This window comes from Blastococcus sp. SYSU DS0541, assembly GCF_054050875.1.
In genome coordinates this window covers 87,103-110,457 of the sequence record NZ_JBJHAD010000016.1, presented here as the reverse complement: position 1 = coordinate 110,457, position 23,355 = coordinate 87,103, and the positions used below count along the sequence as shown (strand labels likewise).

The window sequence follows — 23,355 nt, the reverse complement described above, 5'->3', positions numbered from 1 at the left end:
AAGTCCGGTCAACCCTGGGCGGATGTCCGCCGGTGTCGCTGCCGGTCGGGAATGCGCTGGTCACGCGGGCGAGAGCGAGCGCCGGGGGGCGGCAGAATGGCGGCATGAGCACGCCTCCGATGCGCTCCCGGGTGGTCCCGGCCCTGCTGGGCGGGGCCACCACCGCGCTGTACTACGCCCTGCCCGACCTCATCCCCTCCCGCCCCGGCCGCGTCTGGGCGAAGGCGGCCCTGATGGTCGCCTCGCTGGCCGCGTCGGCACCGGACCTGCGGGCGGCGCGGAAGGCCGTGCGCGAGGTCCGCGAGGAGGTCCGGCCGGCGCAGGCGTTCCGCTCGCTCCCCGCGCGGAGCAAGGCGGTCCTCATCGGCATCGGCGTCAGCGCGCTGGCGGCCTCGACCGCCGGCGTGGTGGTCGGGGAGCGGTGGGCCTTCCGCCGCGGGCAGGCGCGGGCAGCCGCCGGCAAGCGGTGGCCGCACGCCGGCCCGGCGCTGGTGTACGGCGCGCTGGCGAGCACGCTGCGGCTCTCCCCTCCCCCGCCGGCCACGGACGCCGCGAGCGACGGCGGGCCACCTGCCTGATCCCGAGGGGCTCGTCAGCCCAGCCGGCGCTCGCGCTCCTCGGGCCAGCGCGTGACCGCGTCGGCCAGGACCCCGTGCAGGAAGGCGAGGAACTCGCGGGTCTCGGCGAGCCGGCGCCCGCCCGGTCGATCGGTCCCGAGCAGGTCGATGCCGGACCCGACGACGTCCTGGAAGCGCTGCAGGGCCTGCAGCTCGGCGGAGACGAACCGGGTCCACAGGTGGGCGTCGTCCAGGACGTACAGGTCGCTGCGGGTACCCGGCTCCCGCTCGCGGACGAGGAAGCCGATCTGCACGAGCTGGCGGACCGCCCCGCTGATCGCCGCGGGGCTGACCTGGAGCCCTTCGGCCAGCTCGGCGGCCGTGTAGCGGTCGGCGTCGTCGGCCAGCGCGTAGGCGAAGACCCGGGCCGGCATGGGCTGCATGCCCGACTCGCGCAGCGCCAGGGCGAACCGCTCCACGAAGCGCAGCAGCGTCGCCCGCTCCGCGTCGGTGTTCTCCGCGACCGTCACGCCGCCCAGGGTACCCGACGTGTCGGAGGATCAATGAGGTTCACAAATTCGTGAAGAATCTGTAGCTTCACCGGCATGACAGCGATCTCGGTCTCCGGACTGGTCAAGACCTTCGGAGCGACCCGCGCGCTGGACGGGCTGGACCTCGAGGTGGCGACGGGTGAGGTGCACGGCTTCCTCGGCCCGAACGGCTCGGGGAAGTCCACCACCATCCGCGTGCTGCTGGGCCTGCTGCGTCCCGACTCCGGGCGCGTGCGGCTGCTGGACGGCGACCCGTGGCGGGACGCCGTCGCGCTGCACCGCCGCCTCGCCTACGTGCCCGGCGACGTGACGCTGTGGCCCACCATCTCCGGCGGCGAGTCGATCGACCTCCTCGGCCGCCTCCGGGGAGGGTTGGACCCGCGCCGGCGCGCCGAGCTGCTCGACCGCTTCGACCTCGACCCCCGCAAGAAGGCGCGCACCTACTCCAAGGGCAACCGCCAGAAGGTCGCCCTGGTGGCCGCGCTGGCCTCGGACGCCGAGCTGCTCGTGCTCGACGAGCCGACCTCGGGCCTCGACCCGCTGATGGAGGCGGTGTTCCAGGAGTGCATCCGGGAGGTGCGCGCCGAGGGGCGCACCGTGCTCCTGTCCAGCCACATCCTGGCCGAGGCCGAGGCCCTGTGCGACCGGGTGAGCATCATCCGCCACGGCGCGACGGTGCAGAGCGGAAGCCTCGAGGAGCTGCGCCACCTGACCCGCACGGCCATCACGGTGGAGACGGCCCGCCCGGCCACCGGTGTGGACACCTTGGCCGGCGTGCACGACCTGCGGCACGAGGACGGCCGGCTGCGGTTCGACGTCGACACCGACGCCCTGGACGGCGCCCTCCGCCACCTCACCGGCTTCGGCGTCGTGAGCCTCACGAGCACGCCCCCGACGCTGGAGGAGCTCTTCCTGCGGCACTACGGCGACGAGCTGGCCGAGGACACCGCCGGGCGTGAGCCGGTGCGGTCGTGAGCACCCAGCTGTCCGAGGCCCCCGCCCGCCCCGCGGCGCCGCCACGGAGCGGCCGCTCGTCCACCTCCGCCGGAACGGGGGCGCTGCTCCGCTTCGCGCTCCGCCGCGACCGCGTCCGACTGCCGGTCTGGATCGCCGCCGGCGCGTCGATGGTGGCGCTGCAGTCGGTCTCCAGCCAGTCCTTCTACGACTCCCCCGGCGCGCTGGCCGCCTACCGCGCCTCGGTGGGGAGCAACGCCGCGACCATCGCGCTCGGCGGGCCGCCGGTCGGGCTGGACACGGTCGCCGGCGCCGTGGCCTTCGAGATCTCGGCGACGGTGATGCTGATCGCCGCCCTGATGGCGATGTTCACCGTCACCCGGCACACCCGTGCCGACGAGGAGGCCGGGCGCACCGAGCTGGTCCGGTCCGCGCAGGTCGGCCGGCACGCGCCGCTGCTCGCCGCGGTGCTGCTCTCCACCCTCGCCTGCGCCCTCTTCGCCGTCGCCGTGGGGGTCGGCGCCACGGTCACCGGCCTGCCGGCCGCGGGCTCGTTCGTCCTCGGCGCCTCCTTCGGGGCCTGCGGGCTGGTCTTCACCGGGATCACCGCCGTCGCCGTGCAGGTCACCGGGCACACCCGGTCGGTCTACGGCCTCGTGGGAGGCGCGTTCGCGGTGTTCTTCGTGCTGCGCGCCATCGGCGACATCCAGGGCAACTGGGTCGTCTGGACCTCGCCGATCGGCTGGGCGCAGGCCACCCACCCGTGGTCCGCGAACGCGCTCGCGCCGCTGCTGCTGTGCGGAGCCGTGGCCGCCGGGCTGACCCTGGCCGGGTTCGCCCTGCTCGACCGGCGCGACCTCGGCGCCGGGCTGACCCAGCCGCGCCCGGGCCGCGCCGGGGCACCGCGGTCGCTGCGCTCGCCGCTGGGACTCGCCGTGCGGCTGCAGCGCGGGGCGTTCCTCGCCTGGGCGCTGGGCCTGGCCGCGCTGGGCCTGGTCTACGGCGCGCTCGCCGAGTCGGTCGAGACGCTGGTCGCCGGCAACGAGCAGGCCCTGGAGATGTTCGGGAACCCCGACGTCGGCGACCTCGTCGACGCCTACCTCGGCACCACCTTCAGCATCACCGCGCTGCTGGCCGCCGCGTACGCGGTGTCGGCGGTCCTGCGGGCGCGCAGCGAGGAGTCCGAGCACCGCGCCGAGCCGGTGCTGGCGACGGCCACCAGCCGGGCGGCCTGGCTGGGCAGCCACGTCGCCGTCGCCCTGGCCGGCTCCGCCCTGGCGATGGCGGCCTCCGGCGTGACCACGGGGATCGTGCGCGCCGTCCAGACCGGCGAGGCCGCCGCGTCCGGCCGGATGCTGGCCGCGGCGGTGGCGTACGTGCCGGCGGTCTGGGTAGTCGCCGGCCTCGCCGTCGCGCTGTTCGGCCTCCTCCCCCGGGCGGCGACGGCGCTGGCCTGGACCGCCGTGGGGCTCTTCCTCATGATCACGATGTTCGCCGAGTCCTTCGACTGGCCGGGCTGGGTCGGCGACCTCTCCCCCGTCGCCTGGGTGCCGCTCATGCCCCTGGAACCGTGGACCGCCGGCCCCGTGCTCGGGCTCCTCGCCGTCGCCGCGGCCCTGCTCGGCGTCGGCTTCGCGGGCTTCCGCCGCCGTGACCTGGCGACCGGCTAGCACCGGCGCACCCCAGATCTAGGGGTCGGCCGACCCCCACGGTCGCGTCTGCCGCTGCCGCCTCCGCGCTGGTGATGCTCGTCCTGCCACGGGCCGCGGGGCCCGGATCACGCACGGAGGCGATGAGGGTGGAGACGGAGCACCGGGTTGCGGGCGGCGGGTGCCCGTTCAGCGGGGCCGGCCGGGAGCGGGGGGTGGCCCGGCGCGGTTTCCTCGCCGGTGCGCTGGCCGTGGCGGTCGCGCCCGTCGTCGGGGGGATCGGGGGCACCGCCCGCGCCGAGGAGCTGACGACCACCGACCCGGTCGCCGACCCGACCGCGCCGGTCACCGAGGGGCCCGCCGAGACGGCCGCGCACGCCGTCGGCGACCCGCGCGGCGCAGAGGTCGCCGCCCGGGTCGACCGGAACCTCGAGGCCCGGTTCGGGCTGATGTTCAAGGACCTGCCGCCCTTCGCCCCCACCGACGGGCTGCTGCTGTGGCTCGCGGCGAGCATGAACGACGGCAAGGCCCCGCTCTCCGACGTGAAGGACAGCGACGTCGCCTTCGACAACCCCGGCATCCCGGCCGGCTACATCTACTTCGGCCAGTTCGTCGACCACGACATGACCCTGGACAAGACGCCGCTGACCCACCGGCTGCAGGACCCGATGGCCATGAAGAACTACGACACCCCGTGGTTCGACCTCGGCAGCGTCTACGGCAAGGGCATCAAGGGCAGCCCCCAGCTCTACGACCCCGCGCGCTACGGCTACCTGCGGGTGTGGGAGCACGACGGGCTGGTGGACCTGCCCCGCGACGACGTCGGCGCCGCCTACCTCGGCGACCCGCGCAACGACGAGAACCTCATCGTCGCCCAGCTGCACACCGTCTTCCTCCGGCTGCACAACAGCTTCATGGACCAGGGCATGACCTACGCCCAGGCCCGGCAGCAGACCCGCTGGCACTACCAGTGGCTGATCGTGAACGACTACCTGCCGCGCATCGTCGGCAAGCCGTTGGTCAGCAGCCTGATCAAGCGCGACGGCACGATCAAGTTCACCGGCACGCTCTACCGGCCCGGGAACCCGCTGAACCCCTACATGCCGATCGAGTACTCCGGGGCGGCCTACCGGTTCGGGCACAGCATGATCCGCGCGGAGTACGAGATGCAGGACGGCCACACCGTCCCGATCTTCGGCGCCGACGGCTACGAGGACCTGCGCGGTAACCGGCCGATCCCCGAGAACCTCTGGTGCGACTGGAACTACTTCTTCGACATCCCGGGGCTCTCGTCGCCGGACGACCGCAACATGGCGCGGCTGATCGACTCCCAGCTGTCGCTGCCGCTGTTCACGCTCCCGTCCACCGTCGTGGCGCCCACCAGCAAGGCGATCGTCGCGCTCGCCGAGCGCAACCTCCTGCGCGGCAAGCGGCTCGGGCTGCCCTGCGGTCAGGACGTCGCCACCGCCATGGGCGTCACCCCGCTCACCAACGCCGAGCTCGGGCTCAAGCAGCCGGGCTGGGACGGCAAGGCCCCCCTCTGGTACTACGTGCTCAAGGAGGCCGAGCTGGTCAACGGCGGCCGCAGGCTGGGCCCGGTCGGCGGCCGGATCGTCGCCGAGACCATCCTCGGCATCATGGCCCTGGACCCCGACTCGTACTTCAACCGCCGCCCGTCCTTCCAGTGGCAGGAGAAGAAGACGATCGGCGACCTGATCCTCCTCGCCGGCGCGCTCGACCCGCGCTCGCGGATCGTCCAGCCGGAGGACGAGGTCGTGGAGGTCGGCGCCCTCCCGCTCGAGCCGGAGGAGGAGATCAACCCGGAGGCGACCTCCCCGGTCGGCTCGGAGAACCTCCTCACCCCCTGACGTCCGGGATCGCTCGCGGTGCGGCTTCCCGCCCTGCGATCGCCGTGCCGACCCGGCCAGGGCCCCACGGGGCCGCCGGCCGGGCTACGGTGCCCGACCACGGATCGCCTGCTGCAGGAGGAGAGGAGCGACGATGTCCCGTGCTGTCGTGACCGGCGGGGCCGGCTTTCTCGGATCGCACCTCTGCGAAGCGCTGCTCGACCGCGACATCGAGGTCCTGTGCCTCGACAACTTCCTGACCGGCACGCCGGCCAACGTCCAGCACCTCCTGGAGCGACCGGGCTTCCGGCTGGTACGGGCCGACGTCACCGACTTCGTCCACGTCCCGGGGCCGGTCGACCACGTGCTGCACTTCGCCTCCCCGGCCTCCCCGATCGACTACGCCGAGCTGCCCATCCACACGATGAAGGTCGGCTCGATCGGCACCCTGCACTCGCTCGGTCTGGCCAAGGAGAAGAACGCCCGCTTCCTCCTCGCCTCCACGTCGGAGACCTACGGCGACCCGCTGGTCCACCCGCAGCCGGAGAGCTACTGGGGCAACGTCAACCCGGTGGGGCCGCGGGGGGTCTACGACGAGGCCAAGCGGTTCGCGGAGGCGCTGACGTCGGCCTACCGGCGCACCCACGGCGTCGACACGGCCATCGTGCGCATCTTCAACACCTACGGCCCCCGGATGCGACCACGCGACGGCCGGGCCATCCCCACGTTCATCCGGCAGGCCCTGGCCGGGGAGCCGATCACCGTGGCCGGTGACGGCAACCAGACCCGCTCCGTCTGCTACGTCAGCGACCTCGTCGAGGGGCTCGTCCGCTTCCTGCTCTCGCCGGAGCCGGGACCGATGAACATCGGCAACCCGCACGAGTTCCCGGTCATCGACCTGGCCCGGCGCATCAGGGAGCTGACCGGTTCACGCTCGCCGATCGAGTTCATCCCCCGCCCCGAGGACGACCCGACGGTCCGCCAGCCCGACATCGGCCTCGCCCGCCGGACGCTGGGCTGGGAGCCGCAGGTCTCCCTCGACGAGGGCCTCAAGCGCACCATCGACTGGTTCGCCACGCATCCGGACGTCGTGCGCGCCACCCGGTGACGGGTGACGGGGAACGGCCCCCCGGACCGTCGGCCCAGCCCGGGGGCGAGGGCAGCGCCCCTCAGCGGCGGCTCAGCCCCTGCGCCGCCGCGACCGCGCCCCCCGCGAGCACCAGGCCCGCCACCACCCCGACCAGCAGGTTGCGCCGGAGCGATCCGTCCGCCCGCTCCTCCGGCAGCTCGGCCGCACTGCTGATGTAGGCGAGCGCCTCGGGGTTCCCCATCACCCGCAGGTCGACCTCCAGGCTCGCGATCTGGGTGTTGAGCCGGCGCAGCTCGGTCTCCACCGGGTCGAGCTCCGAGCTGAGCGTCCGCTGGATCGCCAGCCGCTGGTTGAGCAGCCGGGAGAGCTCGACCGGGTCGGTCTCCACGGCCACCGCCTCGTCCAGCGCGGCCACCGGCTGGAGGATCTCCTGCTGCCGCGCCTGGAGCGCGTCGCGGTCGGCGATCAGCAGGTCCCGAAGCGCGGCGGTCTCCGCGACGTCGCTCGCGTGACGGGTCGCCACGTAGGTCTCGGCCCACGTCTGCGCCGCGTCCCGGGCGGCGTCCGCGGCGCCGGCCTCGGCGACGAACAGCAGCGAGCTGGACTCGGCGGCGGCGCGCACCTCGACCTCGGCCTCTCCCCCGGCGGCCTCGGCGGCGAGCTGCTGGAACTCGTCGCCGCTCACGTAGACGAGCTCCGCCGCCGGGGAGCGGATCAGGGCGCCCGCCGAGGTCCCGCCGGTGCGCGGGAAGAGCTGGCGGCTGTCCTCGGTCCGGACCAGCACCTCCGCGTCCGACCGGTACACGGGCCCGAGGACGAACAGGGAGCCCACCGCGACCACCAGCACGACGAGGAAGGTGGCCAGCGCCACCCACCAGTAGCGCCGGAGCGCGGCGAGGTACTCGACGAGCCCGGAGCGCGTGGCGTCGTCCCGGTGGGTGCCGCGACTGCGGTCCGCGGTCGGGTGCGACGTTCCGTCAGGCGCGGTCTCCAGCACGGCGGTGAACGTACCGGCAACTCACGGGTTCCTGTGGTCTCGGTCGCATCACGATCACCAGGCGCCCAGCGACCGGCCGAGCACCGCGGCGAGGTCGGCGTTCGGTGCGGCGAAGCGTTCGCGCAGCCCGGCAGCGGTCTCGGGCGCCATGGGCGGGTAGGTCGCCGGCCCCTCGTTCAGCCGGTTGACCAGGTGGCGGGCGCGGTACAGCGTGCGGCTGGGGACACGGGTGACGAGCCGGCGGGCGGGGCTCCCGGGCCGCTGCGCGGCGAGGAAGGCCCGGGCGAACCACGCCGACCGGGGCGACCTGCCCTGGTTGTGACCCGCCGTCGCGTCCGGCGCGTGCGGGGCGAGGCCGGCCAGGTCGAACAGCTCCGCGCAGACCCCTGCTGCGTCGGCTCGCAGGTCGTCGGAGAGGTAGACGCGGAGCCGCTCCGGCGGCACGGTCCCCAGGAGCGCCCGCACGTGCGGCGCGTAGATCCCGTTCCCGACGTACTGCATGTCGCGGGCCTGCGGCGGTGCGCTCACCGCCCGGCCCGCCTCCCGCGCCAGCCCCTCCTCGAAGGTGGCCGCGTCCTCCCACCCGCGCAGCCGGGCGTAGTGGAAGTGGGAGTACGCGCGCGGCACGGGATCGCGGAGGACGGCGACCACGACCGCGGACGTGGTGTCGACGATGCGGCGCACCGCGGCCGCGTCGTACATGGCCATCGTGTGCTTGGCGACCAGCGGCGCGTCCCCCACCGACGGGGGGAAGTACTTCTCGACGGCGTGCCCCCAGCCGCGGGCGACCTCCTCGTCCCGGCCGAAGAACGGCATCTCCCGGTGCACGTGGCTGCGCACGTCGGGATGCTGGGCCAGGTAGTGGAACAGCGCGGTCGAGCCGCTCTTCGGCGCACCGACGACCATCAGTCTGGGGCCCGGGCGCATCCGCCGGATGCTAGGGGAACCGGCCGGTGTTGCGGAACGGCGGACCTCCCGCAACCCGCTCCGCTGCGTTAGCCTCGCCGACCAGCCGTCGCGGGACGGCGCAGGTCGGAGGTGCGGTGGGTCTCTCCCACGACGTGGTGGCGCGGTCGTGATCGCGCCGCTGCTCGCCGTGGCCGCGTCCGCGGTCGTCTGGGCGCTGGTCTACCGCGCTCTGGTGCACCACCCGCTCGACGCGATGGCGCTGGTCCTCTACTACCTGGCGCTGCAGCTGCTGTGGCGCCCGCTGGTGCTGGCGGCGGAGCTGGACAGCCCGTTCCCCACGCTGTTGTTCCAGGACCGGGACACCGAGCTGCTCCTGCTGCGCGGCCAGGCGGTCGTCGTGCTCTTCCTGATCGCCCTGTGGGCCGGCGCCCGGCTGACCACCCCCCTCGTCCGGCCGGTGTCGGTCCTCTTCCCGCAGCTGCGCGGACCCCTGCCGCCGCGGATGCTGGTCGTCCTCGCCGTCGTCCTGACCGCCGCCGCCTCGGCCGTCACCGTGGCCCTGTGGATCCGGTACGGCGGTCCGTCCGGGCTGCTGCAGGCCTCGAAGGTCGACCGGTCCCTGACCGACAGCCGGGCGCTGCGGACGCTTCCCCTGCTGGCCGCGCTGCTGGGCGTGGCCGCCTGGTTCTCGGTGCGCGGCGCCGGCCCGCAGCGCCTGCTGCTCCTGGGGCTCGTCGCGGTGAACGGCTACCTGAGCTGGACCTGGGGCGCCCGCGACGTGCCGGTGCTCTCAGCCGTCGCGCTGCTCGCCGGTGGGCTGATCTTCGGCCGGATCGGACGCCGCGCGGCCCGCCGCCCGGACGGGCAGTGGCTGCGCGACCCCCGCTGGCGCCGCCGCTTCCTGCTGGTGCCCGTGCTGGCCCTGTCGTTGGCCTTCACGCTGCGCGCCGCCCGCGACACGGTGCTCTGGGGCGACCTGGCGCCCACGATCGAGGGGCAGGGCACCGTCCGGCAGGTCGCGGTCGCCACGAACAACACGTTCTACGACGCGCTGCTCCTCTACCTCGACGACTGGCCGGACCGGTTCGACTTCACCGGCGGCTCCGACTTCGTCGACGGCTCGGTCGCCGCGGTGCCCTCGGTGCTGTCCGGCCCGCAGGAGCCCTTCGTCTCCCCCGCCGTGCAACTGGCCCAGACCTACATCGACCGGAACAACGGCTTCCCGGCGACCCCGGTCGGCGACTGGTACGTGAACTTCGGGTACCCGGGCATCGTGCTCGGCGGCCTGGTGAGCGGCCTCGTCGCCCGGGCCGGTCAGTTCGCGTTCCGCCGGTTCCTGCGCGATCCGCTGGTGTGGGGTTTCAGCCTGGTCTTCATGATCCGGGTCTTCCCGGGTGGCGTCTGGGCGACCTCGGCACCGAAGTGGGTCGCCATCGGCCTGCCGATCATCGCCTTCACCGTGCTGCTCAACCTCTTCCTCCGGCGGGCGCGCGATGGCGGCGAGGGAACGGCCACGCCTCCGCCGGCCGGGGAGGATGCCGCCGCCGGGCGGACGGTGTCCGCCCGGTGACCGCCCCGCTCACCGGTCACAGGGGGCGTGCGGGCGCGCGCCGGTCCCTCCGCCGCGACACGGTCCTGGTCGCCGTCGGCCAGTTCGCCGCCGTCGTCAGCGCCCTGCTCGTCGCCGTGGTCGGGGCGCGCGTCCTCTCCACCGCCGAGTTCGGGGCCCTGTCGTGGGCCCTGAGCTGGCTGACCTTCCTCGCGGTCCTCGCCCAGTTCGGGCTCCCCCAGGTGGCCACCATCGCCGTGGCGCAGCAGGCCCGCCGCACCCACGCGGACCTGCTGCGGCGGCTGGTCCTGGCGCAGGCCGCCGGTGTCCTGGTGACCGCAGCGATCTGGCAGTGGGCGGTCGGCCCGGCGGCGGTCGCGGCCGGCACCCCGGCCACGGCGTACCGGTCGCTGGTGCTGCTCGTGGCGCTGTGGCTGCCGGCGGCGGCCCTCTGCCCCGTGCTGGTCAACGTGCTCCGGGCGCGGAACCGCTTCGGCCTGGCCCTGGTGTTCGGCGAGCACGTCCGCCGGGTGGTGCTCGTGGTGGTCCTGCTGGCCGGCGCCGCCGGCGCCGTCACGACCCTGTCGGCGCGAGCCGCGGTGGCGTGGACGGTCGCGATCGAGACCGCGGTCGTGCTCGCCGCCCTGCTGCTCCTGTCCCGCGAGGTGACCCCCGCGGGCCGGCACGCGGCCGGGCGGGCAGCGGACGACGGACCGGCCGGGGAGGTACCGGCGGACGCGACCGAGGGCCGGAAGGGCGACGGTCCGCCGTGGCGGCTGCTGCGCACGGGCAGCGCGTTCGCCGTCGCCTCCCTGGCCTCGGTGACCCTGCCGCAGGCCGGCGTGTGGCTGCTCGCGGTGGTGGCCCCGGTCGAGGAGGTCGCCGTCTTCGCGGTGGCGGTGCGGATCGCCGTCCTGGTCGCCGTCCCGACCGCCATCGGCATGCGCACGCTCGCGCCGCGGGTGGCGGCGGCGTCGGTCGAGGGCCGGATGGCGACGCTGGCGGAGCCGGTCCGGCGGTTCGCGGTCTGGTCCACCGCGGCGACCGCCGCGGCGGTCGTCCTGCTCGGCGCGACGGGGCAGGTCGTGCTCCCGGCCCTGTTCGGGGCCGAGTACGCCGCCGCCCTGGTCCCGGCCCTGGTGATGAGCGCCGGCGTGCTGGTCAACGCCTGGACCGGGCCGTGCTCGGTCGTCCTCTCCCACGCCGGGCAGCAGCGGACCGTCGCGCTCAGCGCCCTGGCGGCGGCGCTGGCGTTCGCCGGCCTCGCCACGTGGTGGGGGGCAGCCTGGGGCGGCACCGGGGTGGCGGCGGCTGCGGCGGTGTCCATGAGCGCCCGCAACCTGCACCTCGCCCGGGCGGCGCACCGGACGCTCGGGATCCGCACGATCGCGCTCCCGCGCGGAGGTGGGTGGTGACCGGACCGCAGTTCCTCGTCATCGGCGCCGCCCGGTCGGGGACGACCGCGCTGTACCAGTACCTCGCCGAGCACCCCGGGCTCTTCCTCACCGAGCCGAAGGAGCCGCACTACTTCGCACTCGCCGGGACGACGCCGGCGTTCACCGGGCCCGGCGACCGGCAGACCATCAACCGGCTCGCCGTGCCGGACCGGGATGCCTACCTGCGGCTGTACCGCGACGCCCGGCCCGACCAGCTCCGCGGCGAGGCGTCGGTGTCGACGATGTACCACCCCGGGGCCGCGGCCCGCGTCCGGGAGATGGCCCCCGACGCGCGGCTGGTCTGCCTCCTGCGTGATCCGGTGGACCGGGCGCTGTCCGCCTACGGCTTCATGCGCACCCGCGGCTGGGAGCCCTGCGCGACCTTCGAGGAGGCGCTGGCCGACGAACCGCGCCGGATCGCCGAGGGCTGGCACCACATCTGGCACTACGTCGGCATGAGCCGCTACGGCGAGCAGCTGCGCCGGGTGCTGGAGGTCTTCCCGCGCGAGCAGCTCCTGGTCCTGCGGCACGAGGACATGACGGCCGACCCGGACGCCGTCCTCGCCCGGGTCTACGCGCACCTCGGGGTGCCGCCGGTCCCCCGGACCACCACCCCGGACCCGCACCGCTCCGGCGAGCCGCGCAGCCGGTTCCTCGGCCGGGTGGTCAGCACCCACCACCCGCTGAAGAAGCTGGTCTCGCCGCTCCTGCCGACGTCGCTGCGCCGCGGGCTGCGGCGGCGGGTCGTCGCCCGCAACATCGTGCGGATCGGCTACCGGCCGGAGACCCGGCGCGCGCTGGTGGCGGACCTCGCCCCCGACCTCGAGCTGCTCGAGCAGGTCACCGGCCTGGACGTGGCCGCGTGGCGGGCGCCCGAGCGGCCGGCGGGCGGCCCCGGGTGACCGGCCCGGCCGGACGCCTGTTCATGACCCTCCGGCTACCCGACCGCACGGGTGCGGCCAAGATGGCGCTGGAGTTCGCCCGGGCTCTGCGCGCCGACGGCTTCGACCTGACCCTCGTGCACGGGGCCGCCCCGCGGACCGGCCCGAGCATCCTGCCCGACGTCGCCGCCCTCGGCGTCGCGACCGTCCTGGAACGGCGCCTGGAGCGCCCCTGGGACCCCCGGCTCGTGCCCGCGCTCGCCGATCGGGTGGGCAGCGACGGCGGGCGCTGCGTCATCGGCGTCAACCAGCGGGACCGCGCCCCGGCCCTGCTCGCCGCCGCCCGCGCCGGGGTTCCGGGGGTGCTGATGGTGCAGAACCAGCACCACTTCTGGGGGCCGCGACCGCTGGCGGCCCTGAAGCGGCGCGGCTACCGGGCCGTCGTCGCCCGGTCGACCACGCTGGCGGTCTGCACCTCCGCCGTCGTGCAGGAGGAGATGACCGGCTTCGGGGTCCCGCCCGGGCGCACCGTCGTCCTCCCCAACGGCATCGCCGTCTCCCCGCCCGTCCGGCTCACCCCGGCGGAGCGGGAACGGCTGCGGGCGGAGATGGGCGCCGGCGAGGAGGACCTGCTGCTGCTCAACGTGGGCCGACTGGACCGGCAGAAGGGTCAGGACGTCCTGCTGGCGGCCCTCGACGGACTGTCCGCGCCGGTGCGGGTGGCGCTGGTGGGGTCGGCCGGGGACTCCGTCGCCGCCCGCCGGACCCAGGACTACGCCACGTCCCTGCACCGGCAGGTCCGCGACCTCGGCCTGGAGCGCACCGTCACCTTCCTCGGCTGGCGGGACGACGTCGCCCGGCTGCTGGCCGCGGCCGACGGGTACGTGCACACCGCCCGGTGGGAGGGGCCCGCGCTGCCGCTCGCGGTCATGGAGGCGATGGCCGCCGGCTGCCCGACGGTCTTCACCGACTGCTCCGGGCGGCCGCCGGTCTTCGAGCCGGGCCGGGACGGGTTGCTGGCCGTGAGCGAGGACCCGGCGTCGGTCCGCGAACGCATCGCGGAGCTGGCGGCGCTCTCCCCGGCCGATCGCGCCGCGATGGGCGCCGCGGGCGCGGCCCTGATCCGCACCCACTACCGGGTCGAGGACCTCGGCCGCACGTTCAGCCGGCTCGTCCGCGGGGTGCTGGAAGCCGGCTGATCCGGGCGCGACGCCGCGCCAGCAGCTCGTCGTAGAGCGCGACGTGCGCCTGCACCATCCGCTCCGGGGCGAAGTGCTCGACGAAGCGCCGTCGTCCCGCCGCCCCCAGCCGGGCGGCCAGCTCCGGGTCGGTCAGCACGCGCACCAGGTCGCGGGCGAGCCCCTCCACGTCGCCCGCCGGCGAGAGCAGCCCGGTCTCCCCGTGGACGACGACCTCCGGGATGCCCTCGACGGCGAAGCCGACCACCGGCTTGGCCGCCGCCATCGCCTCCAGGTTCACGATGCCGAACGCCTCCCAGCGCGACGGGAGGGCCAGCACGTCGATCGCCCGCATGACGTCGGGGAGGTCGTGCCGCCAGCCGGTGACGTGCACGTGGTCGGCGATTCCCAGCTCGCGGGCCAGCGCCTCGCTCTCACCCCGCCGGGTGCCGTCACCGACGACGACGACGTGCGCCCGTGGCACCTGCGCGAGGACCGCGGGAACGGCGCGGACCAGCAGGTCGACGCCTTTCTGCTCCTCGATCCGGCCGACGAGGGCGATCAGCGGCACGTCGGGCGGCAGCCCGAGCTCACCCCGCAGGCGGGCCCGGTCGGCCGCCGCGCCGTCGCCCACGGCCATCCGCGTGGAGTACGGGATGACCGTGCAGTCCCCGGGCCGGAACAGCCGCGAACGGACGCCGACGTCGCGGATGAACGCCGAACCCGCGACGTAGTGCGTCGTGAACAGGCCGAGCGCGCGCTCGACGAGCCGGTACAGCGAGCGCTTCGGTTGAGGGACCCCGGCGTGACCCGCGTAGGCGTGCAGCATGTGCACCCGCACCGGCGTACCGGCCGACCACGCCGCCACCCGGCCCATCGCCCCCGCCACCGACGTGTGGGTGTGGACGACGTCGTAGCGGTGCCGCCGGATGTCGGCGCGGATCCGCCGGAACTGGCGCAGCAGCTCCAGCGGCCCGTCGGGCGTCGCCTGCTTGAAGTGGCCGGCGCCGTGCGACGGGGCGTAGTCCAGCACCGGCAACCCGGAGCCGCCGATCGCGGCGTCCAGCGGCCCGCCGCCGGACAGCGCGATCGTGGTCTCGAACCGGTCCGGGGGCAGCAGGGTCGCCAACTGGAGCAGGTGCTCGGCCGAGCCGCCGACGGTGATGCCGGTCAGCTGCAGCACCTTGATCCGGTCGCTCCGTGACGGCGATCCGCTCCCGCGGGGCGCGCCGCTCACGAGCTCCCCTCCACGAGCGCGGCGGTCGGCCACGTGGTCAGCCGGCGGCCGAGCAGGTCCTGCAGCGCACCGACGTCGTCGGCGAAGGAGGCGGCCAGCCCGGCGCGGGTCGCGGGGCCGATCGTCGTCGGTGCCAGGTTCGCCGCGCGGACCCGTTCCCGCTGGCCCTGCGGCACCGCCGCGGTGACCAGCCGGCGCAGCGCCGGTGAGCGGCGCAGCACGTTCTGGGCGGCGGTGACCGCGCGGCTGCGCGGCAGGCCCGAGGCGTTGACCCGGCGGGTGGGGTCGATCGGCACCGACGGGTCCACCTCCAGGAACTCCAGCACCCGCCGCAGGTGACCGGCGGGGTCCGCGCTGAACTCCTCCTGGACGACGACGAGCAGGCGGTCCCCGAACGCGGCGGTGAACGGTGCGAGCTGCTCGGCGTAGCGGCTCAGGCGGGCGAGCTGCCACATGTGGCTCCACCCCGCCCGTGTGCGCTCCTCCTCCGCGGCCAGGCACTCCTCGAACGTCCCGGCGTCGTAGCCGCGCGAGCGCAGGTAGAGCCAGCTGGAGAAGGCCCGGTCGACCGGGTCCCGCAGCATGACCACCAGCCGGCAGCCGGGCGCGCAGCACCGCTCGATGGCCGGGATCGCGGAGCCGGGGTGGGCCAGCGTGGTCACCGACCCCTCCCCGAGCCGCGGTTCGGCGCGGCCGTCGAACAGCGCCCGCCACGACTCCTCCTCGCGCACGGCGGTCCGGTTGACCAGGTCGTCGTCACCCAGGCCGGTGAAGACCGGGGCCCCGCCCGGGAACGCCAGGAAGTGCGGCTCCTTCGGGGTGGACACGAAGACGTCCGGGTGCTCGCCCAGGAACGAGGTGAGCGCGGTGGTCCCGCTCCGGGCTGCCCCGATGACCAGGAAGTTCGCGGCTGCCCCCATCGCCGGGATGCTAGCGGCGCGGAACCCCGGACGGTCCGTTGCACCACCCCACGATTTGGGGGGTGGGCGCCCCCCACGCGTGGACCTGTCCCCCTCACGGACGGCCACGGAGTCTGTGGGCACGACGACGGAGACGGGGCCGCGATGACCGAGGTGTCCTACCAGGAGGGCCGGGCCGGCCTGACGCGGGTGCCGCGCCCGCGCGCCGGTGGGGCGCAGGGCCGTCCCGCGGCCGCCTCCGCGACCCAGCTGCACCTCCCCGAGCGGGAGGTGCGGGACCGCACGGCGCTGGTCCGCGCCGGGCTGCTGGTCGTGGACGCCGCCGCGCTGGCGCTGCCGATGGCGTGGCTGGGAGGTGCGGACGCCGCCGCTGCGGCCTTCACCGTCGTCGCGCTCCTGGTGCTGGCCGCGACCGGCGCCCACCACCCCCGGATCACCCTCTCCGTCCTCGACGAGGCCCCCCGCCTCCTCTCCCGGCTCGGCGTGGCGCTGCTGCTGGTGGCGCCCGTCGCCTCCCCCTCGGTCACCGGCGTGGCCGTGCACGCGGCATGGGCGGTGCCGTGCCTGGTGGCCGGCCGGGGGCTCGCCTACGCGACCGTCCGCGCCGCCCGGCGCCGGCGGGCGGTCGAGGACCCCACCCTGGTCGTCGGGGGCGGCCGGCTCGGCATGGAGCTGCTGGCCACCATGCGGGCCCATCCCGAGCTCGGGCTTCGCGGCATCGGCTACCTCAGCGACGGCAGCCCGCTGGACGACCGGGAGCCGCTCGGCCACCTGGAGGACCTGGAGCTGGTGCTGGACACCTACGGGGTGCGCACGGTCGTCGTCGCCTACGGCCCCACCCGCGAGGCCGCGCTGGTCGACCTGGTCCGCAGCGCCGCGCTGCGCGACGTCGAGGTCTACGTCGTGCCGCGGTTCTTCGACGTCGGCATGGCCCCGTGCGGCCCGGACATCGAGGACCTCTGGGGCATCCCGCTGCACCGCGTCCGCCGGGCCGCCCTGCGCCGGGGCGCCCGGCGGGTCAAGCGGCTGATCGACGTGGTGGTGGCCGGGGCGGCCCTGACCCTGCTCTCCCCGGTCATGGCGCTGCTCGCCGCCGCGGTGCGGATGAGCAGCCCCGGTCCGGTCCTGTTCCGGCAGCCGCGGACCGGGCAGGACGGCGCACGGATCGAGATGCTCAAGTTCCGCACGCTGCGGGTGGCACGCGAGCAGGGGCCGGTGGCGGCCGGCTCGACGCGGAGCACGATGCACGCGCGGCAGGTCGACGTCGAGCAGCGGCAGACCCGCATCGGGAACGTGCTGCGCCGGACCAGCCTGGACGAGCTGCCGCAGCTGTGGAACATCCTGCGCGGCGACATGTCCCTCATCGGCCCCCGTCCCGAGGAGTGCACCTACGCCGCCCGTTTCGCCGACTCGGTGCACGGCTACCGCGACCGCCACCGGCTGACCGTCGGCCTCACCGGCTGGGCGCAGATCCACGGCCTCCGCGGGGACACCTCCATCGAGGAGCGCGCCCGGTTCGACAACGCCTACATCGAGCAGTGGTCGCTCTGGCGCGACGTCGTCATCCTGATCCGCACCGTGGCCGCCGTGCAGAGGCAGGCCTTCCGCACGGCGGTCCGAACGGTCGCCCACAGCTAGGTTCATCCCTGCGCACCGCACCGGTCGCTCCCGGTGCACCGTCCGAGACGAGAAACCCATGCGCGAACACGACACCGGTCCCGCACCCGCAGGCACCCCGGGGACTCCCGGGCGGCCCGCCGGGCCCTCCCTGACCCGGCGCGGGCTCCTGATGCTCGGCGGCGCCGGGCTGGCCTCCCCGCTGCTCGCGGGCCTGACCTCCTCCGGCCCCTCCCCCGTCGGCACCACCGCGGTGGTGCCGCGGAAGGACGAGGACGACGTCCTGAACGCGCGCGACTTCGGCGCCGAGGGCGACGGCCGCGAGGACGACACCCGAGCCCTGCAGCAGCTGCTCGACGCCTCGTCGCGGCGCGGCGAGGTCGCCTACGTGCCCTCGGGCACCTACCGGTGCACGAGCGGGCTGCTGCTGCGCTCCGACGTGCGGCTGCACCTGGACCGGCGCGCGCGTCTGGTGAAGGACTGGGCCGCACCCCCCGGGATGACCGACGCCTTCCTGCGCAACGCCGACTTCGCCGTGAAGTCCAATCACGTCCAGATCACCGGCTCCGGCACGATCGGCGCCCGGGGCCACGACAGGACCGGTGTGGTGCTCGCCCTCTACGGCGACGACGTGACGATCGCGGACATCACGATCGACACCTACGCCGGCGGGCAGGCGATCATGTTCGCCGGCGACGGCGGCCGGATGAACCGGGTCACCGTCCGCGGCAGCGCCCCGGCGTTCGGCACCGGTGGGATCCGGGTGGTCGGCGGCGCGGACTTCCTCGCCACCGGCTGCCACGTCGAGTCCGGCGACGACTGCTTCCAGTTCGTGCCGATCGGCAACCCGGAGGCCGAGCCGACCCTCTACAACCAGAGCATCACCGGCGGCCGCTTCGTCGGGTGCACCGGCGCCAGCTCGGCGAGCCGGTTCCTGGTCGCCCTGCTCGAGTTCACCGGTGGCGAGCCCGGGACGACCGACATGGACGCCTCGGTGAGCGACTGCTCGTTCCAGGACTGCCACGGCTCGGCCGCCAACCGGGGCATCGTCGTCAAGAACACGCACAGCCGGGGGGCGATCGAGCGCGTCACCTTCACGGACTGCACCGTCGACATGTCAGGAGCCGAGGACGCCTCCACCCAGGAGATCCGGGTGCAGACCGATCCGGCATCGCGGGGCGCCATCCGCGACGTGACCTTCACCCGCACCGACGTGACCAACGCCAAGAACAGCCCGGTGCGGGTGGGCGGTCCGAACATCAGCCGGCTGACCTTCGACGGCTGCACCTTCTCCGCGCCATCGGGCGCCGCTCCGACGACCGTCGTGGTGGACGGCACCGACCGGCCGCGCTTCCACGACTGCACGTTCGTCGGCGCCCCGGGCAAGCGCCTGCTGGTGGTCGGGCCGGCGACCCCGGTGACCGCCCTCTCCGTGGAGAACTGCCGGTTCACCGAGCTCGACAGCCTCTGGGCCGTCGACCTGCTCGGCGTCAACGGAGCCCTGGTCGCCGGCTCCACCTTCGAGGAAGCGGGGGCCGGCTCGACCGCTCGGGCGATCCGGGTGTCGCCGACCTCGACCGCGGTCGTCATCGAGGGCAACGACTTCACCGGCATCAGCCACCCCGAGCCGGTCACCGACCGCGCCGCCGACACCGTCGTGCGGAGCAACACCGGCGGCTGACGGCCACTCCTCCTGCCTGCCGCCCCGCCCCGGTGCCCACCGGGGCGGGGCGGCACGGGCGTGCGGGCACCCGGGCCTCACGCGGTGGACCGCCGCGACGACCAGCGCCGACACCGTGGTGACGCTCCCGGCGCGCCCGGCTGCTGCCGCGCCGGCAGCCCCGGACGAAACGAATTCGTGCGGTTCCTGCCCTGCGTGAGAAGCCACGTGTCGGCTCGCCACGCCTATCCGTCATGCGCTTTCCGGCAGTGAGGCGGTAATCCCCGGAGCGGCTGACGCGGGCCGTGGCGCGCTGTGATCGGTGCAGGTCACACGCTCACTTTCCACACTAAGGACACGCACGGAAAGGCCGCGACCGCGTTCGGTCAATTACCGCGCGCGTCTCCGGAATTGACCCCCCAATTGGTGGGACCCGCCTCCCCCTCGCTTCGGCTGTGGCAGGTGGGGCCGCACGACGAGCATTCCTGCTGCACACAGCGGATCTGCCGAGGAGCGGTACCGATGGAAACGCCCAGCCTGAACCGACGCGACGTCCTGAAGCTCTCCGCAGCAGGCGCCGCCGCACTGACGCTGCCCCTCCAGGGCGTCGTGTCAGCGGCCTCAGCGTCCGAACTGGACGAGAGCAAGATGCCCCAGCCGTACACCCAGGCCTTCAAGGCGCCGGCGGTGCTGGAGCCGGTCGTCCGGGACGACGTCCGCAGCAACGTCTTCGGCTACGTGCCCGACGACTACGTGCCGGTGCCGGGCAACAGCCACTACCCGGGCGAGCCGATCCGGGGCTCGGAGTACCTGGGCACCGACTACTACCGCATCACCCAGACCAACGTGCAGGTCCAGCTGATCCCCGGCATGTGGACCAAGATGTGGGGCTACAACCGCTCGGTCCCCGGTCCCACGATCCGGACCTACCTGCAGCCCGACCCCGACAACCCCGGTCGCAAGATCCCCCGGCGGACGGTCATGCAGGTGCTCAACGAGCTGCCCAAGCGGCACCCCACCCTCGGCTACGTCCCCTGGACCTCGACCCACCTGCACGGCTCGCCGTCCAAGCCGCAGTACGACGGCTACGCCGGCGACCTGACCAACCCGGGTGAGTGGAAGAACTACCAGTACCCGAACAGCTGCACCCCGCGGACGATCTGGTACCACGACCACGGCGTGCACCACACCGCGCAGAACGTGTACATGGGCCTGGCCGCGCAGTACCACGTCGTCGACGAGGAGCTCGAGAAGGCCCTGGGGATCCCGCGCTGGGACCGGCAGAAGGCCGCCGAGGGCAAGCCGCAGTACGAGTTCCCGCTCATCCTCAGCGACGTCATGTTCACCCAGGACGGCCAGCTGCTGTTCGACGACGACAGCGAGTCCGGCGTCTACGGCGACGTGATCCTGGTGAACGGCGTGCCGTGGCCGAACATGAAGGTCGAGCCGCGCAAGTACCGGTTCCGGATGCTCAACGGCTCACTGGCGCGCGGCTACAAGCTCCGGATGAGCAACGGCATGCCGTTCAAGGTGATCGCGACCGACGGCGGCTTCATGCAGAGCGCCCAGACGGTCACCCAGTTCACCATCGGGATGGCCGAGCGGATCGAGTTCATCCTCGACTTCAAGGACCTCAAGGGCACCAAGGTCCAGCTGCTCAACGACGGCGTCGAGAACGCCCGGGACTTCGACCACACCGGCAAGATCATGCAGTTCGAGGTCGGCCGCGGGGTGACGAGCTTCGACGGCAACCTCTCCCCGAACGTCCTCGGGTCGCCCCACCCCGTGATGACGCTCAAGGCCGCCGACCGGTCGGCGGTCCGGAAGATGGTGCTAGACCGGGGAAACGGCCTCTGGCAGATCAACGAGAGAACGTGGGACGACGTCGTGAGGTCGAACTACGAGCTGCTCTTCGCCTCCGTGGAGCGGGACGCCGTCGAGATCTGGGACGTGGAGAACGACTCCGGGGGCTGGTTCCACCCGCTGCACATCCACCTGATCGACTTCAAGGTGCTCAGCCGCACGAACACCGAGACCGGGGTCACCCAGCCGCCGCGGCCGGAGGAGCGCGGCCCCAAGGACGTCGTCTACGTCGGCGAGAACGAGACCGTGCGCCTGCTCATGAAGTTCGAGCACGAGGACGGCCGCTACATGATCCACTGCCACAACCTCTCGCACGAGGACCACGACATGATGGTCCAGTACCAGGTGGGCCACCACGACATCGACTGCGACTCCATCCGCACCGATCCCCCGAAGCCGCTGCCCGCGCCCGATCTGGTGCCCCAGGAGGCACCGGTGGAGGAGCCCGTCGTCACGGAGACGACGGAGACCACGGAGACGACGGAGACGACGGAGACCACCGCGACCACGGAGCCGACGGCCACGACCGAGGCGACCGCCACCACGGAGCCGACGGCCACGACCGAACCGACCACCACCACCGAGGCGACCACCACCACCGAGGCGGCCACCACCACCGAGGCGGCCACCACGACGACCTCGGCCGGTACGCCGTGAGCACGGCGGAGGTCACCGCGGCGCAGCCCGCGGTGACCTCGCCCCCCGGCCGTGCGCACGGCCGCGCGCACGGCCGCATCGTCGGCCGGTGGCTCCGGGCGGGCGCGCTCGGGGCCGGGGTGGCCGGCGGGTTGCACCTGGTCGCCGCGGTGGACCACCTGGAGGCCGGTGAGCTCGCGGTCGGGTTCTTCCTGGTCACGGGACTGGCCCAGCTCGGCCTGGCGGCCTGGCTCCTGCTGAACAGCTGGGCGGGCTTCCGGCCGGGGCCGCGCGTGGTCACGCTCGCGCTCGCCGGCACCGTCGGGCTGATCGGGCTGTACCTCGTCGCCCACACCACGAGCCTGCTCGACGCCTTCGCGGTCCACGACGGCACGCACGGTGGCCACGCCGGGCCGTCGCACGTGCCGGGGATCGACCCGGTGACCGGGATCGACCTCTCCGAGGGCGTGGCGGCGAACACCCCCGGCCCCGTCGCCATGGAGGGCGAGATCGGCCCGGCCCGGCACGCCCCGGGGTTCGTCGGCCAGATCGCCGTCGCCGCCGAGCTCCTGCTGCTCGCGGCGCTCGCCGCCCTGCAACCGGGTGCCTGGCGCCGCCGCACCGTCGACGCGGTGCTGGTCCTCGGCCTCCTCGCCTGGGGGCTGTGGTTCACCGGCGTCCTCGCCTGACGTCCGCGTCCTCCCGGCACCACAGCGGTGCCGCGGGGCCCGTCCTCACCCGGGGGCGGGCCCCGCGCCGTCCCCCCGACGGCTCAGAGCCAGTAGGTGTCGTGCCGGAGCATGAACTCCGCCCGCTCCTCAGGGGTCATCCGCTCGCCCCGGGCGAGGGTCTCGAAGTACTCCTCGCGGGGGCCGCCGGGGGCGAACATCAGGAGCATCGATGCGTGCGCCCCGCCGCGGAAGGCGTGGATGCCACCCTCGGGCACGTAGAGGAAGTCACCGGCGCCGGCGTCCTGCCAGGACCGCCCGTCGTAGAGGCTCACCTGCCCGGAGAGCACGTAGAACTGCTCGGAGATCGAGCGGTGGAAGTGCGGGGCCGGCCCGGCCTCCTCCTCCCCGAACGTGTAGCGGTAGAGCCCGAAGCGCCCGCCGGTCTCCGCGCCCGTGGCCAGGAACTCGCAGGTCACCTCGTTGGCCGAGACGGTGTCGGGGCGGCCGCCCGCGGGGCGCAGCCAGGCGCTCACCTCCCCGGTGGTGCCGCGGTAGAGGTCCGGTGGGTAGTGCCGGTGCAGCGACACGGTCGCTCCTGCCTGTCCGGGGCCGGGTGTCAGGAGAGGGCGCCGAGCACCTTCTCGACGCGGCGGGCGGTGGTCTCCGGCGTGCGGGCTCCCGCGACCTGCTCCGCGTGCGCCCGCCGGCGGCTGTGCGACAGGGCGGCCCAGGCCTCCGCCGCGGCGGGGTGCGCGGCGAGCGCCTCGGCGAGGGTCGGCGGGAGGGTGACCGTGCGCCGCGCGTCGTCGACCTCGAGCCGCACCTCGACCTCGTCCCCCGCCCCGCGACCGGTGGCCGCCCGCGTCGCGGCGTTGAACGACACCAGGAACCGGCCGCCCATCGAGGCGACGGTCGTGCGGTAGGTGTGGCCGCCGTCGACGGTGACGACCACGGGCACCCGCTTCCCGCGGCCGAGGCCCAGCACCACGTCCCCGGGGACGACGATGCCGACGTTGCTGCCGCCGGTGGCCGCGAGCGTGGTGCGGAACGTGGTCGGGGTGCCGGTCATGGGAGCTCCTGCCGTGCGGGGTTGCTGACGACCGGTAGACCTCGTGGCTCCCGCGGACTCATCGGTGCACGCCCCGGCCTCCCC

General features: G+C 74.3%; 20 protein-coding genes. 13 read left to right on the top strand and 7 right to left on the bottom strand.

The genetic code is table 11. From position 1 onward, the window contains the following. The first annotated feature begins 104 nt into the window (after nucleotides 1-104). Nucleotides 105-578, top strand: a complete 474-nt coding sequence (locus ACI794_RS16705) for a hypothetical protein (protein WP_456616914.1) — start codon at nucleotides 105-107, stop codon at nucleotides 576-578. Between the two features lie 14 nt (nucleotides 579-592). Here ACI794_RS16705 and ACI794_RS16700 read toward each other — a convergent pair whose 3' ends face one another. Further along, entirely contained in the window at nucleotides 593-1,087 is a 495-nt protein-coding gene (locus ACI794_RS16700) for a GbsR/MarR family transcriptional regulator (RefSeq protein ID WP_456603613.1), read from the bottom strand. 75 nt (nucleotides 1,088-1,162) lie between these two features. On the opposite strand from ACI794_RS16700, the gene ACI794_RS16695 reads away from it, so the two are divergent. The 4 genes from ACI794_RS16695 (at nucleotide 1,163) to ACI794_RS16680 (ending at nucleotide 6,666) form a co-directional block, all read left to right on the top strand. Beyond that, nucleotides 1,163-2,083 (top strand): ABC transporter ATP-binding protein, encoded by a 921-nt coding sequence (locus ACI794_RS16695; RefSeq protein WP_456603614.1) that lies wholly within the window; start codon nucleotides 1,163-1,165, stop codon nucleotides 2,081-2,083. After that, nucleotides 2,080-3,732 (top strand): ABC transporter permease, encoded by a 1,653-nt coding sequence (locus ACI794_RS16690; protein WP_456616913.1) that lies wholly within the window; start codon nucleotides 2,080-2,082, stop codon nucleotides 3,730-3,732. Before ACI794_RS16695 ends, ACI794_RS16690 begins: the two co-directional genes overlap by 4 nt. Nucleotides 3,733-3,926: 194 nt before the next feature. Continuing rightward, a complete protein-coding gene (locus ACI794_RS16685) occupies nucleotides 3,927-5,579 on the top strand; it encodes a peroxidase family protein (RefSeq protein ID WP_456616912.1) in 1,653 nt (550 codons plus the stop codon). A 133-nt stretch (nucleotides 5,580-5,712) separates the two neighbouring features. After that, nucleotides 5,713-6,666 (top strand): UDP-glucuronic acid decarboxylase family protein, encoded by a 954-nt coding sequence (locus tag ACI794_RS16680; RefSeq protein ID WP_456616911.1) that lies wholly within the window; start codon nucleotides 5,713-5,715, stop codon nucleotides 6,664-6,666. Between the two features lie 61 nt (nucleotides 6,667-6,727). On the opposite strand, the gene ACI794_RS16675 is transcribed toward ACI794_RS16680, so the two are convergent. Both ACI794_RS16675 and ACI794_RS16670 read right to left on the bottom strand, forming a co-directional pair. After that, complete coding sequence (locus tag ACI794_RS16675; protein WP_456616910.1) at nucleotides 6,728-7,645, bottom strand: Wzz/FepE/Etk N-terminal domain-containing protein; 918 nt, start codon at nucleotides 7,643-7,645, stop codon at nucleotides 6,728-6,730. 54 nt (nucleotides 7,646-7,699) lie between these two features. After that, entirely contained in the window at nucleotides 7,700-8,572 is an 873-nt protein-coding gene (locus ACI794_RS16670; RefSeq protein WP_456616909.1) for a sulfotransferase domain-containing protein, read from the bottom strand. A gap of 148 nt (nucleotides 8,573-8,720) precedes the next feature. Here ACI794_RS16670 and ACI794_RS16665 point away from each other — a divergent pair, with 148 nt between their 5' ends. From ACI794_RS16665 to ACI794_RS16650, 4 genes are read left to right on the top strand one after another with little or no spacing between them, the layout of a single operon-like run. Next, the gene (locus ACI794_RS16665) at nucleotides 8,721-10,124 is read left to right on the top strand and encodes a hypothetical protein (protein ID WP_456603620.1); all 1,404 of its coding nucleotides are present in this window, start codon (nucleotides 8,721-8,723) and stop codon (nucleotides 10,122-10,124) included. Beyond that, on the top strand, nucleotides 10,121-11,518 hold the full coding sequence (locus tag ACI794_RS16660) for a lipopolysaccharide biosynthesis protein (RefSeq protein ID WP_456603621.1): 1,398 nt from the start codon (nucleotides 10,121-10,123) through the stop codon (nucleotides 11,516-11,518). Before ACI794_RS16665 ends, ACI794_RS16660 begins: the two co-directional genes overlap by 4 nt. Then, nucleotides 11,515-12,441: a sulfotransferase family protein gene (locus ACI794_RS16655; protein WP_456616908.1), complete on the top strand. Its 927-nt coding sequence runs from the start codon at nucleotides 11,515-11,517 to the stop codon at nucleotides 12,439-12,441. The genes ACI794_RS16660 and ACI794_RS16655 overlap by 4 nt, the downstream gene beginning before the upstream one ends. After that, a complete protein-coding gene (locus ACI794_RS16650; RefSeq protein WP_456616907.1) occupies nucleotides 12,402-13,619 on the top strand; it encodes a glycosyltransferase family 4 protein in 1,218 nt (405 codons plus the stop codon). The genes ACI794_RS16655 and ACI794_RS16650 overlap by 40 nt, the downstream gene beginning before the upstream one ends. Here ACI794_RS16650 and ACI794_RS16645 read toward each other — a convergent pair. Continuing rightward, complete coding sequence (locus ACI794_RS16645; protein WP_456616906.1) at nucleotides 13,582-14,835, bottom strand: glycosyltransferase family 4 protein; 1,254 nt, start codon at nucleotides 14,833-14,835, stop codon at nucleotides 13,582-13,584. The two genes, ACI794_RS16650 and ACI794_RS16645, sit on opposite strands and share 38 nt — an antisense overlap. Continuing rightward, nucleotides 14,832-15,755: a sulfotransferase family protein gene (locus tag ACI794_RS16640; protein WP_456616905.1), complete on the bottom strand. Its 924-nt coding sequence runs from the start codon at nucleotides 15,753-15,755 to the stop codon at nucleotides 14,832-14,834. The genes ACI794_RS16645 and ACI794_RS16640 overlap by 4 nt, the downstream gene beginning before the upstream one ends. A gap of 144 nt (nucleotides 15,756-15,899) precedes the next feature. Between ACI794_RS16640 and ACI794_RS16635 the strand changes: the two genes are divergently transcribed. The 4 genes from ACI794_RS16635 (at nucleotide 15,900) to ACI794_RS16620 (ending at nucleotide 22,220) form a co-directional block, all read left to right on the top strand. Then, entirely contained in the window at nucleotides 15,900-17,393 is a 1,494-nt protein-coding gene (locus ACI794_RS16635; RefSeq protein ID WP_456616904.1) for a sugar transferase, read from the top strand. Nucleotides 17,394-17,451: 58 nt separating this feature from the next. Next, the gene (locus ACI794_RS16630; protein ID WP_456616903.1) at nucleotides 17,452-19,053 is read left to right on the top strand and encodes a glycosyl hydrolase family 28-related protein; all 1,602 of its coding nucleotides are present in this window, start codon (nucleotides 17,452-17,454) and stop codon (nucleotides 19,051-19,053) included. Nucleotides 19,054-19,554: 501 nt separating this feature from the next. Next, nucleotides 19,555-21,552: a multicopper oxidase domain-containing protein gene (locus tag ACI794_RS16625; protein WP_456616902.1), complete on the top strand. Its 1,998-nt coding sequence runs from the start codon at nucleotides 19,555-19,557 to the stop codon at nucleotides 21,550-21,552. Further along, complete coding sequence (locus tag ACI794_RS16620; protein ID WP_456616901.1) at nucleotides 21,549-22,220, top strand: hypothetical protein; 672 nt, start codon at nucleotides 21,549-21,551, stop codon at nucleotides 22,218-22,220. The genes ACI794_RS16625 and ACI794_RS16620 overlap by 4 nt, the downstream gene beginning before the upstream one ends. Before the next feature lie 83 nt (nucleotides 22,221-22,303). On the opposite strand, the gene ACI794_RS16615 is transcribed toward ACI794_RS16620, so the two are convergent. Continuing rightward, nucleotides 22,304-22,789 carry a cupin domain-containing protein gene (locus ACI794_RS16615; RefSeq protein WP_456603630.1) on the bottom strand — a complete coding sequence of 162 codons (486 nt, stop codon included), beginning with the start codon at nucleotides 22,787-22,789 and terminating at the stop codon, nucleotides 22,304-22,306. Nucleotides 22,790-22,818: 29 nt separating this feature from the next. Next, nucleotides 22,819-23,271, bottom strand: a complete 453-nt coding sequence (locus tag ACI794_RS16610; RefSeq protein ID WP_456616900.1) for a DUF1905 domain-containing protein — start codon at nucleotides 23,269-23,271, stop codon at nucleotides 22,819-22,821. Nucleotides 23,272-23,355: the final 84 nt, after the last annotated feature.